This window comes from Brevundimonas sp. GW460-12-10-14-LB2, assembly GCF_001636925.1.
GTDB classification, from domain to species: domain Bacteria; phylum Pseudomonadota; class Alphaproteobacteria; order Caulobacterales; family Caulobacteraceae; genus Brevundimonas; species Brevundimonas vesicularis.
This window is the reverse complement of sequence record NZ_CP015511.1, coordinates 369,260-380,063: the sequence shown is the minus strand read 5'-3', so window position 1 is coordinate 380,063 and position 10,804 is coordinate 369,260. Positions and strand designations below refer to the sequence as shown.

Below are 10,804 nucleotides of genomic sequence, written 5' to 3'. Positions count from 1 at the left end.
TTTTACTGGCCGCCGGTGCCGGTGTGCCAAAGGGCCGTCCAGCCCGAATAGATGACGAGATTGCCGTCGTTCTGCATGACAAGACGCGCGCCGGGATAACCGCCGGTGCCGCTTTGCCAGATGAGTTCGTTTTGCGGCCCGCGGACGGTCAGATTGCCATCCGTCTGCATGGTCATGGTGGTTGATCCTCGACCCCACGTCCAAGGCGCCACCCACATCGCACCAGAAGGTCCGTAGAGTACGACATTACCGTCTTGCTGAACGACGACGGAGAACCGCCCGTCGGCGGAGGGAATGAACTGGGAAACGAGTATGAACTGCCCCGACTGCAACTCGTGCACGATAGACCGCTGAGGCGCAGCTTCCGTCAGGCGACCACTGCGGTTGTCTGCGCTATCTAGCCCATAGCGGCTGACCGAGCCCCCCACCGCCGGAGCCTTCGCGGCCGCCTGCAGCCGGCCATGAACGTCGTAGAAGTAGGTTTCAGTCTGCTGCGCTACCGCGGGCGCGCCGGCGCTTGCGACAGCAGCCGCCATCGCGAAAGGACAAAGTCGCTTCATCTGTAGCCGACCTTATCGACGCGCACGTGGGCGACGGAAAAGTAGTGGACCCGGAACTCCATGATGTGCCCGACGCGAGACGGGTCCATCTGGAACGGCAGTTCGATCCATTGATAACTCCAGTCCGACCGCCAGGCGGCGCGAGGCAGAACCTGCTCAGCCAACACCTCGTGGGTCGACAGATCGAACACATCGATCTTCACTAAGGCCGCCGAGCTGTTGGTCGGGCCGACCATCATCTTCCAGACAGCGACGCGGGAGCCGGCCGGCACCGCCTGCGTATACGGTCCCGCGATCAGGAGGCTGCTCGGTTGCTGGGCGTTTGCTTCCCACCCTTCATCCTGGGCATAACCCGTGTAATGGTTGAGCGCTTCCGCTTCCCACACAGCCGTCATCGTAGGACCAGAATAGCGCGTCGCTCGGTTGTCCGCCGCGTCTAGGCCGTAGGTCGTGACCGATGAGATGCCGCTCGAATCGCGATGGACGGCAAGCAACCTACCGTGCGCGTCATAGCTCAAGACTTGGCTCTCCTGAGCCAAACTCGGCACCGCGCTTGCAACCAGCGCGACAAACGTCACCGATACAAAAAATAACTTCATGCGCCCCCCAGGCCCAACAAGCAGCATTCGATGGCCTAGGTTATCCGTCAACCAACCGAAGCGATTGGGCTGTCGACAACTGTCGATAAGCCTCACGCCGAGATTGTATAAGGCAAAGCAAAAGCATTGCTTTTCCGCGCTCTAAAGACGCGCCTGCGACAGACCGCCGCACCCTACACAGCAGCTTCGATGGTCACCATTTATGAGAGCGGCAGTGGTCAGTTAGCGGTAGCCGATTTTGTCGACCCGCACGTGGGCGATGGGAACGAACCAAGTCCGGAACTCTAGCAAATGGCCCGCGCGCGACGCGCTCATTTCAAACGGCAGCTCGAACCATTGATAAGTCCATGGCGTCCGCCACGAGGCATGAGAGATCCCTCGGATAGCCAGCACTTCACCTGTCGTCGCGTCGTAAACATCGAGCACGACCGCGCTGGAGGATCCCGAGACGTCGACCCAATCGACCATCATGCGCCAAACCGCCACGCGCTGCCCCATCGGCACGTCGGGCGTATAGGGACCGTAGGTCATGAAGTGCTGTGGCTGATTGATGTTGGCGGCCCAGCCGTCCGCTTCGGCGAACCCGACCACATGAGGCAGGGTTTCCGCTTCCCAGGACGCCGTCATGGCCGGACCGCTCGACCGCGCGGCGCGATTGTCGGCCCCGTCAAGCGCATAGGTCGTCACGTTCGAACCGGCGAGCCTATCGCGGTAGGCTGAGACGAGCCGGCCATGAACGTCATAGTCAAGGATCTGGGCTTCCTGCGCGGACGCGCTCGATGCCGCCGTCGTGACGATGCATGCCAAGCCTGCCATCGCTCTAATCATCTTGCTTCCCTCCTCGCTCGATCTCTTCGTCACGAGCGCACAGGCGATAAACCGCCAAGCTTCTCATCGAAAACATGCGCGTGACAGTTGTTCCCGGTCAAGGCGATCTCGCTCCCCGAGCAGTGTCGATTGGCATGGCCGAGCGATTACGCCTTATCCCCAACAAATCCGCCGTTGGCGGAGCGAGCGCGTTTCGCGGCGCTGGGCTTGCAGGCTCATAAACCAATCCAAAGTGGTGCTTCCTGTCTTGGCGCCCAGCGATTTCTCGGCGACTATGATCCAGCAGGTATCCGGGGGTTCCGATGAGTAGAGTGGTCGCACGAGTACGCGACGTGGCCGCCGCGTGCGTCGCGATTTTCACGCCGGCCGTGGCGCAGGCGCAGAGCTTGATGGCGGACCCGCAAGGGTCGGGCCCGATCGTCAAGGCGGTTCAGTGGCTCCAAGGCACCTTGCTGGGCACGATCGCCACGGTGGTCGCGGTCATCGCCGTCGCCTGCGTGGGCTTTTTGATGCTCAGCGGTCGTCTGAACTGGCGCTACGGCGCCATCGTCATTTTGGGGTGCTTCATTCTGTTCGGGGCCGCCAGCATCGTCGCTGGCATTCGCTCGACCGCGATGATGGGGGGCTGAAGGGTGAACGAACTCGAGCGGACGCCGCTCTTCACCGCGCTCACCCGTCCCCAGATGTTCGCTGGCGTGACCTACAGCTATTTCGTGATCAACGCTGTCCTCGCCGCCGAGCTCTTTTTGATCTTTCGGTCAATCTGGGTGCTGCCAGCGGCCCTGATCATCCACGGTGTGGGCGTCCTGCTCTGCCTGAAGGAGCCACGCATCGTCGATCTCTGGCTGACCCGCGTGCGTCGGTGCCCTCGCGTTCGTAACTACAGTCTGTGGCGATGCAACTCGTACCGGCCCTGAGCCAGGGCCGCCGTTCGGTTAGGCGCGAGCAGCCGGCCGGCGCTCACCTGCCCTATGCACGCCATGTCGACGACCACACCCTGGAAATGCGAGACGGCCTTCTCCTACAGGTCATCCGATTGCGAGGCCTGCTGTTCGAGACCGCGGACACGGCCGAGCTCAACTATCGCAAGGCGCTACGCGACGCGATGTTGCGAGCGGTAGGCACGTCCCGGTTCGCCCTGTATCACCATATCGAACGACGCCGGCTCGATGTCGTCGGCGAGGACCGATTTCCCGACCCCTTTTCCCAAGCCCTGGGAGAGCGCTGGTCCGACCGGCTAAACACCAAGGCGCTCTTCGCCAACGACCTCTATCTCACCTTGGTGCGTCGCCCTCTCCAGGGCCGATTGGGCGTGGCGGATCGCTTACGCACCTGGCTCGGGCGGGCTGTTGAACAAGATGACCTGGCCCACGCTCACGAGCTGGCGCAATTGAATGCGGGGCGTGAAGCGCTTGTCGCCGCGCTCGGAGACTATGAGCCCAGGCTGCTCGGCGTTCGCGAAACCCCAAACGGTTTCTGCTCGGAGCCCCTGGAGTTCCTGTCGGCGCTTTACAACGGCGAACAGCGTCCTGTCTTGATGCCGCATCAGGATCTTGGCGCCTATCTGCCCTACCGTCGCGTGAGCTTCGGGCAAGACGCGATCGAACTGGCGCCGGCGGGCCATCTGCGGCGACGCTTCGTGGGAATCGTCTCGATCAAGGACTACCCGACCTATAGCGCGCCCGGCCTGTTCGATGAGCTGATGCGTTTGCCGCACGAACTGACCATCACCCAGTCCTTCGCTTTCGTTGAGCGGCAGGCGGCGCTCGAGAAAATGAACCTGGCGCTGCGCCGCATGCGTTCGACCGAGGATGAAGCCCTGTCCTTGCGTGGCGAGCTGATGCAGGCCAAGGACGAGGTCGCCGCCGGACGCGCCGGCTATGGCGAGCACCACATGACCATCGCCGTGCGCGCGGACACGCTCGAGGCGGTCGATGCCGGCGTCGCCGAGGTGACGGCGGTTTTGGGCGATCTGGGCGTCGTGGCCGTGCGCGAAGATATCGCGCTGGAGCCCGCCTTCTGGGCGCAGTTTCCTGCCAACTTCAACTATATCGCCCGCCGGGGATTGATCTCGACGAACAACTTTGCCGGCTTGGCCAGCATCCACAACTTCCCGCTCGGTTCGCCGAGCGACAACCATTGGGGTCCGGCGGTCACCCTGCTCGAGACGACGGCGGCCGGTCCCTATTTCTTCAACTTCCACCAGGGCGATCTGGGCAACTTCACCATCATCGGCCCCTCGGGCTCGGGCAAGACCGTGGTGCTGAACTTCCTGCTCGCGCAGGCGCGCAAGCTGTCGCCTCGCATTATCTTCTTCGACAAGGATCGCGGCGCCGAACTCTTCATTCGCGCGCTGGGCGGCCGCTATGACGTGCTTCGACCCGGCTCCGCCTCGGGCCTCAACCCTCTCCAGATCGAGGATACGCCGATCAACCGGGCCTTCCTGGTCGATTGGCTGACGGCCTTGGCGGGCGCGACCGATCTTGAGGACCTGGAGCGGATCCGCGACGCGGTGGCGGCGAACTTCGATCAAGCCCGAGAGGATCGCCGTTTACGTCACTTGGTCGAGCTGTTCCGAGGCGATCGCCGACCTCATGCGGGCGATCTCTGGTCCAGGCTCCGGCCTTGGTGGGGCGACGGTGAGCGGGCTTGGTTGTTCGACAATCCAGAGGATCTGACCGATCTGACGATCGACACCGTCGGCTTCGACATGACGGTGCTGCTGGACGACCCGACCTTGCGGACGCCGGCGATGATGTACCTGTTCCATCGGGTCGAGGAGCGGCTCGATGGGTCGCCGGCGATCATCGTCGTCGATGAGGGGTGGAAGGCGCTGGACGACGACGTCTTCGTGCGTCGGATCAAGGATTGGGAAAAGACGATCCGGAAGCGCAACGGCATCGTCGGTTTCGCCACCCAAAGTGCTCAGGACGCCCTGGAAAGCCGGATCGCCAGCGCCATCGTTGAACAGGCCGCCACTCAGATTTTCATGATCAACCCCAAGGCCCGCGCCGAGGACTATGTCGGCGGCTTCGGTCTGACGCCGCACGAGTTCGACCTCGTGCGCAGCCTTCCCGACAGCTCTCACTGCTTCCTCGTCAAGCACGGCGGCGACAGCGTCATCGCCCGGTTGGATCTTTCCGGCGAGCGGGACCTTCTCACGATCCTTTCGGGTCGCGAGCGATCAGTGCGCCTCCTCGATCAGATCCGCGCCGAGGTCGGCGACGATCCAGCGGACTGGATGCCCGTGCTTCTGGAGGCGGTCTGACCATGGCCGTCTGTCCCGCGCTCACGACCGGCGACGCCTTTCTGTCCGGACTTCTGCTTCACATCGACTGCCGGGCGGAAACATTGGGCGGTGTGGGCTATCAAGCCTTGGCGTCGCCGTCGTCCTTCCTGTCCCTGGCCATCACCGGTCTGCTGGTCGTGTTTGTCGCCCTCTTCGGTCTTCGCATGATGATGGGCCGGACGCCGAGCATGCGCGACAGCGTCATGGCCATGATCAAGATCGGCGTAGTGTTGACCCTGGCCAGCAGTTGGCCCGCGTATAAGACGCTCGTCTATGACGTCATCGTCGAGGGTCCCGAACAGATCGCCAGGGCTCTGGGCGGCGCCGCGGCGCTGCCGGGCGCCGCCGGAGACGCCTCGCTTATCGCCCGACTGCAGACGACCGACCGTTCAATCATCACGCTCACCAATCTGGGCACCGGGCGCGAGCCGGCCGCGACCTTGCCGTCACCCTCGGGCGAGCAGCAACGGTTCCCAATCGCGGACGACCCCGCGTTCGGTTGGGCCAGGATCGTGTTCTTGACCGGCGTCATCGCCGCTTTCGCGGTCGTGCGACTGACGGCAGGCCTTCTTCTGGCGCTCACGCCTCTGTTCGCTGGCCTTCTTCTCTTTGGCCTGTCGAGAGGTCTCGTTATCGGCTGGGCTCGCGCGCTGGTCTTCACCTTCCTCGCATCGGTCGCTTCGACGCTGATCTGGGGAGTGCAACTGGCTCTGCTTGAACCCTGGCTCACCCGTGTCGTGACCTTGCGTCAGTCGTCCACCCTGGCCGCTTCGGCGCCGGTGGAAATCCTCGTCCTCAATCTTGGGTTCGCCATCGCCCTGTTCGGCGCGCTCGCGATCCTGTTGCGCCTCAGCTTCATGACGTCTTGGCCTAGCCTGGGTCGGGCTTCGTACCCTTGGGATCGACCCGCCAGAGAGATCGCAGTGATCACACCTCAGGGCCGCGAAACACGTTCAGCAGCACTGCCCGCCGGGACGTTCGGCCTTGGCGCACCGTCACGCGCCCTGGCCATAGCCGACGCCGTCCGTTCTACCGAACGGCGGGAAGGTCAGGCTCTCGCGGCTAGAGGCTCCACGTCTACGCCCTCCGTCGTCCAGTCGTCGTCAGGGTCGGGTGCGACCAGTGATTCCTTCGCCATTCCGCCAGCCGGGCAGGCGCTTCGTCGAACCAAGCCCAGAACCTCGCTTGCCGCCGCGCTTAGAGACCGTCGCTCATGAAGAAATCCAGTCGAGAGGCTCTGGACGCCTACTATCGGGAAGCCGGCAGCTGGGCCGCCGACCAGATCGGTTCCCTCCGCGCTTCGCGCCGCGTTGCCTGGATCGTGGCGGGCTGCGCGGCCGGCGTCGCTGTCGTCGAGGGGCTGGCCCTGATGACGATGGCGCCCCTGAAGACCGTCGTGCCGTACACGCTGCTGGTCGATCGGACGACCGGGTTTGTTCAGGAGTTGAAGCCCCTCGACCCCGTGCAGCTGTCCCCGGACAAAGCGCTGATCCAATCCATGCTGGTTCAATACGTGATCGCGCGCGAGAGCTTCGACACGGCGGCGCTGCAGGCGAACTACCAAAAGGTCGGGCTGTGGTCCGCTGATCAGGCGCGGACCGACTATCTCAGCCTCATGCAGGCGAGCAACATCGATAGTCCGCTCGCTCGCTATCCAAAGACGACAGTCATTCAGACCCAGATCAAGAGCGTGTCGCCCTTGAACGATCGATCCGCGCTTGTCCGCTTCGACACCATCCGAAGAGACGCGGGCGGGTCCGCGCATCCCCCCATCGCCTGGGTCGCGATCGTTCAATATCGATTCTCCGGCGAACCGATGTCAGCAGCCGATCGCTTCCTGAATCCCCTCGGCTTCCAGGTGCTCACCTACCGTCGCGACCCAGAGGCCCTGCCGTCACCCCCGGATAGCCAGTCTACGCCTGTCGTGGTCGAGGGCACTCAGCTCGAGCCAGTCGAGCCAGTTGAGGCGGTGGAGGTCCAGACGCCATGAAGACCTGGCTAATCTGTCTCACACTCATTGCGTCACCCAGCATGGCGCAAACGGTCGGCAGCGCCCCGCCGCCGGCGGCCGCCGGCGATCCCCGCATCCAAACTGTGCGCTACGATCCTACCCAGATCGTCAGGCTCAAGGTCGCCACCAGTTATCAGGCGACCATCCTGTTCGGGGCGGGCGAGCAGGTCGAGAATGTCGCGATCGGCGACGCCGATGCCTGGCAGGCCACCTTGAATGGTCAATCCAACGCCCTCTTCCTCAAACCCCTGAGGTCGAACGGCGCGACCAATATGACGGTGATCACCAACGCCAGGATCTATACCTTCGAACTGACCTCGGCCTTCTCACCCGGTCCCGACACCGTCTTCACGGTGCGCTTTGTCACGGACGACGCCGACGCCGCCGCGCGGCCCGGCGTCGGGCGCTATCGGATCTCGGGGGCCAGCGCCGTGCGGCCCCTCGCAATGGATGACGACGGCGTGCGGACCTATATCCAGTGGAGGGAGAACCAAACCCTCCCCGCGCTCTTCGCCGTCGACGATCAAGGCGACCAGGTCCTGCTCGAAGGTCATATGCGCGAGGGGCGCTATGTGATCGACGGCGTGCACCGGACCTTGGCCTTCAAACTTGATGGCCAAACGGCGCGTGCGCAGCGACAGCGCGAAAGGCCGAGACGGTGACGCCTTTCGATCGCGATCCCCGACCGGCGCTCGCGCCTTCGAACGACAGCCGGCCCGTCGTCGCTCGGGCCAATCGCCCTCTTTCGATCTGGGTCACGGTCGTAGGCTTCGTCCTGGCCGGCATCGTCCTCTTCGCGGTTCTAGACGGGCATCGGCGTGCCTCGACTGCGCCAACTGCCAAGGCGCGGTCCGTCGATGTGCTCCAGACGGTGCAATCGCCTCCCCCGCTCTATCTTCCACCAGATCCACCCGCGCCGCCGCCGCCTCCGCTAGTCGGTTTAACCGATCCCGTCGTGATCGCGGCGCAGCCCTCATTCAGTCAGCCACCGCGCGCACCAGCACAGATGCGCCAGCAGCCGCCGATACAGCCGATCCCGTTCGCGCCTCAGCCCCCGCCGCCGGGCTATGCGCCACCACCAACCTATACGCCGCCTCCCAGCATGCCCTCGCCGCAGGGTGCCGTGGCGACCAATGGCGGCGGCGGATCCACGGCATCGGCCTTGGTGATCGACACAATGCGCGGTCCGCAGCGTGGCGAAGACCTCGAACGGGCGGAAGGGCAGAACGTCCAGAGCACGGGCCAGAACGCGAGCGGCCAGGGCGTCGTGGTCCGCGCGGCGGCTGCTCAGTCGGGACGGCTTCGTCTGCCCGCTTCAACGGTCGCCCAAGGCTCGGTCATTCCCGCCGTTCTTGAAACCGCTATCGATTCCACCCAGCCGGGACCCGTCCGCGCCGTCGTATCGCGCGACGTGCGGGGCTTCGACGGCACCCGCGTGCTTATACCGCGCGGCTCGCGCCTGTTCGGCGCCTATCAGACCGACCTGTCTCCGGGACAAAGCCGAGCCCTGGTCGAGTGGACCCGCCTGGTGCGCCCCGACGGGGTGACGATCGCCCTGTCCTCTCCCGCGGGTGATCTTCAGGGTCGGTCGGGCGTCCGGGGCCGTGTCGACAATCACTTTCTTCAGCGTTTCGGAGCGGCACTTCTGAGAACCACCCTGGACGTCGGCGCGGCCGTGGCGGGACGCAGCCTGAGCCGCGACGCGGGCGTCATCATCGCCCTACCCGGATCGACGCAGACGTCGGGAAGTGGCAACACGGCTCGGGGCATCCAACCGACGCTCCGCGTCGAGGCCGGTGCGCGGGTGACGGCCTTGGTCTCTCGAGACCTCGAGTTTATCCCCAACGGTTCGACGCGATGAGCGACGGCGGCGCGCCCGGCCAGGTCTATCTGCATCGCTATCTAGCGGCGCTGGCCCCATTGCTCGCCCGCCCCGACATCACCGACCTCTACGTAAACCGGCCCGGCGAGATCTGGGCGGAGACGCTCGGTGGAGCCATTGAACACCACGAGACGCCAGAACTCTCGACCGAAACCCTGACACGTCTGGCTCGGCAGATCGCCGCGCACGGTCACCAAGGCATCAGTCGCGAGCATCCGATCCTGTCAGCCACCCTTCCCGGCGGCGAGCGCGTGCAGATCGTGATGGCGCCGGCGACGCGAGGCCCGATCGCGATCGCCATCCGTAAGCAGGTCTCGGCGGATCTTCGGCTCGACGACTACGCCGCCGCCGGCGCCTTCGCCGACGTCAAACTAGGCGGCCAGGCGGGACAGGCTGAGGTGGACGAGCAGCTTCGAGCGCTCAGCAACGCCGGCGATGCGACTACTTTGCTCAAGACGGCAGTCGCTGCGCGACGAAACATCCTGATCAGCGGCGGGACCTCGACCGGTAAGACCACCTTCCTCAACGCCCTCATCCGCGAGATACCACTTCAGGAACGGCTGATCCTGATTGAGGACGCGCCGGAACTGAATCTGCGCCATCCGAACGGCGTCGGCCTTCTGGCGGCGCGTAGCCCGCTTGGCGAAGCGGCCGTCACCGCTGAGGATCTGCTCAACGCCTCGTTGCGGATGCGGCCCGATCGCATCATCCTGGGCGAGCTGCGAGGTCCGGAGGCCTACACCTTCCTTCGCGCGGTCAACACTGGCCATCCCGGGTCGATGACCACGATCCATGCCGACAGCCCCGAGCGCGCTGTTGAACAGTTGGCGCTCCTAGTCCTCCAGGGTGCGAGCACGCTCAATCGTAACGATGTGCTGCACTACGTCCGCGCCAGCGTCGACGTCTTCGTCCAGCTCGACCGCCCCAACGGCCGACGGACCATCAGTGAAGTTCGCCTTAGGGAATCCACCGAATGAAAAGTCGCGTCCCTCTCATCGCGTGCGTATCGGCGTTGCTGTCCACGCCGACTTTCGCGCAGACCACGGTTTACGCCTACGATGTGCACGGCCGTCTCACCCATTCAGGGGCGAACAGCGCCAACACCACCTATTATCAGATTGATCAGGCCGATAACCGCTCGAAGCGGAGGTGTTGCGAAGCGATCGGCGGCGTCCAGGTGCTGGATGACGGTTTCGATCCGTATTTCTACTTGCAGACCTATCCGGACATATTGAATGCCGGGCTCGATCCCTATCAGCACTGGCTTCAGTATGGCGCTTCGGAGAACCGCTGGCCCAACCGGTATTTCAACACGGCTTGGTATCGATCGACCTATGGTCTGTCGGCATCGACCAATCCGCTGACCGACTATCACAATGGGGGCTGGCAAGCAGGGCGAAATCCTTCGCCTGAGTTTTCAACGACGGCCTATCATGCCGCATACTCTGACACGTCGCCGTACGACCCGCTTCATCACTATTTGCGCTGGGGATACGGTGAGGGTCGTTCGCGTTTCGGGCTTTGACGCATACAGTCTGGTTTAGACAAAGCAAGCATCGACATAGTGTAACTGGCCCGACAAATAGTGCTAGGCGGTTCCTCTACGCGGCTTCAACTGAAATCCAAGCAAGATGG

12 protein-coding genes are annotated in these 10,804 nt (G+C 63.9%); 9 read left to right on the top strand and 3 right to left on the bottom strand.

Features of this window, described 5'->3' with window-relative positions; genetic code table 11:
* Positions 1-2: 2 nt before the first annotated feature.
* The 3 genes from A4249_RS16200 to A4249_RS01910 form a co-directional block, all read right to left on the bottom strand.
* Complete coding sequence (locus tag A4249_RS16200) at positions 3-560, bottom strand: hypothetical protein (protein ID WP_082854013.1); 558 nt, start codon at positions 558-560, stop codon at positions 3-5.
* Positions 557-1,159, bottom strand: a complete 603-nt coding sequence (locus tag A4249_RS01915; RefSeq protein ID WP_197458438.1) for an RHS repeat domain-containing protein — start codon at positions 1,157-1,159, stop codon at positions 557-559. Before A4249_RS01915 ends, A4249_RS16200 begins: the two co-directional genes overlap by 4 nt.
* A gap of 222 nt (positions 1,160-1,381) precedes the next feature.
* The gene (locus A4249_RS01910; RefSeq protein WP_156494609.1) at positions 1,382-1,987 is read right to left on the bottom strand and encodes a hypothetical protein; all 606 of its coding nucleotides are present in this window, start codon (positions 1,985-1,987) and stop codon (positions 1,382-1,384) included.
* A 302-nt stretch (positions 1,988-2,289) separates the two neighbouring features.
* Between A4249_RS01910 and A4249_RS01905 the strand changes: the two genes are divergently transcribed.
* From A4249_RS01905 to A4249_RS01865, 9 genes are all read left to right on the top strand, one after another.
* Positions 2,290-2,616 (top strand): TrbC/VirB2 family protein, encoded by a 327-nt coding sequence (locus tag A4249_RS01905; RefSeq protein WP_066550463.1) that lies wholly within the window; start codon positions 2,290-2,292, stop codon positions 2,614-2,616.
* Positions 2,617-2,619: 3 nt separating this feature from the next.
* On the top strand, positions 2,620-2,904 hold the full coding sequence (locus A4249_RS01900; protein ID WP_066550460.1) for a type IV secretion system protein VirB3: 285 nt from the start codon (positions 2,620-2,622) through the stop codon (positions 2,902-2,904).
* A complete protein-coding gene (locus A4249_RS01895; RefSeq protein WP_066550457.1) occupies positions 2,883-5,255 on the top strand; it encodes a VirB4 family type IV secretion/conjugal transfer ATPase in 2,373 nt (790 codons plus the stop codon). The genes A4249_RS01900 and A4249_RS01895 overlap by 22 nt, the downstream gene beginning before the upstream one ends.
* Positions 5,256-5,257: 2 nt before the next feature.
* Entirely contained in the window at positions 5,258-6,493 is a 1,236-nt protein-coding gene (locus A4249_RS01890; RefSeq protein WP_066550455.1) for a type IV secretion system protein, read from the top strand.
* The gene (locus A4249_RS01885) at positions 6,490-7,266 is read left to right on the top strand and encodes a virB8 family protein (protein ID WP_066550453.1); all 777 of its coding nucleotides are present in this window, start codon (positions 6,490-6,492) and stop codon (positions 7,264-7,266) included. The genes A4249_RS01890 and A4249_RS01885 overlap by 4 nt, the downstream gene beginning before the upstream one ends.
* Positions 7,267-7,307: 41 nt before the next feature.
* Positions 7,308-7,949, top strand: coding sequence for a TrbG/VirB9 family P-type conjugative transfer protein (locus A4249_RS01880; protein WP_066550450.1), 642 nt, complete (start codon positions 7,308-7,310; stop codon positions 7,947-7,949).
* A 440-nt stretch (positions 7,950-8,389) separates the two neighbouring features.
* On the top strand, positions 8,390-9,148 hold the full coding sequence (locus A4249_RS01875) for a TrbI/VirB10 family protein (RefSeq protein ID WP_197458437.1): 759 nt from the start codon (positions 8,390-8,392) through the stop codon (positions 9,146-9,148).
* Complete coding sequence (gene virB11, locus A4249_RS01870) at positions 9,145-10,146, top strand: P-type DNA transfer ATPase VirB11 (RefSeq protein WP_066550447.1); 1,002 nt, start codon at positions 9,145-9,147, stop codon at positions 10,144-10,146. Before A4249_RS01875 ends, virB11 begins: the two co-directional genes overlap by 4 nt.
* Positions 10,143-10,694: a hypothetical protein gene (locus A4249_RS01865; RefSeq protein WP_066550445.1), complete on the top strand. Its 552-nt coding sequence runs from the start codon at positions 10,143-10,145 to the stop codon at positions 10,692-10,694. The genes virB11 and A4249_RS01865 overlap by 4 nt, the downstream gene beginning before the upstream one ends.
* Positions 10,695-10,804: the final 110 nt, after the last annotated feature.

What these genes read in the sequence shown, in the direction of transcription:
- A4249_RS01905 (WP_066550463.1), top strand. Translation starts at nt 2,290, where the DNA reads ATGAGTAGAGTGGTCGCACGAGTACGCGACGTGGCCGCCGCGTGCGTC.
- virB11 (WP_066550447.1), top strand. Translation starts at nt 9,145, where the DNA reads ATGAGCGACGGCGGCGCGCCCGGCCAGGTCTATCTGCATCGCTATCTA.
- A4249_RS16200 (WP_082854013.1), bottom strand. Translation starts at nt 560, where the DNA reads ATGAAGCGACTTTGTCCTTTCGCGATGGCGGCTGCTGTCGCAAGCGCC.
- A4249_RS01875 (WP_197458437.1), top strand. Translation starts at nt 8,390, where the DNA reads ATGCCCTCGCCGCAGGGTGCCGTGGCGACCAATGGCGGCGGCGGATCC.
- A4249_RS01915 (WP_197458438.1), bottom strand. Translation starts at nt 1,159, where the DNA reads ATGAAGTTATTTTTTGTATCGGTGACGTTTGTCGCGCTGGTTGCAAGC.
- A4249_RS01910 (WP_156494609.1), bottom strand. Translation starts at nt 1,987, where the DNA reads ATGATTAGAGCGATGGCAGGCTTGGCATGCATCGTCACGACGGCGGCA.
- A4249_RS01890 (WP_066550455.1), top strand. Translation starts at nt 5,258, where the DNA reads ATGGCCGTCTGTCCCGCGCTCACGACCGGCGACGCCTTTCTGTCCGGA.
- A4249_RS01865 (WP_066550445.1), top strand. Translation starts at nt 10,143, where the DNA reads ATGAAAAGTCGCGTCCCTCTCATCGCGTGCGTATCGGCGTTGCTGTCC.
- A4249_RS01895 (WP_066550457.1), top strand. Translation starts at nt 2,883, where the DNA reads ATGCAACTCGTACCGGCCCTGAGCCAGGGCCGCCGTTCGGTTAGGCGC.
- A4249_RS01880 (WP_066550450.1), top strand. Translation starts at nt 7,308, where the DNA reads ATGGCGCAAACGGTCGGCAGCGCCCCGCCGCCGGCGGCCGCCGGCGAT.
- A4249_RS01885 (WP_066550453.1), top strand. Translation starts at nt 6,490, where the DNA reads ATGAAGAAATCCAGTCGAGAGGCTCTGGACGCCTACTATCGGGAAGCC.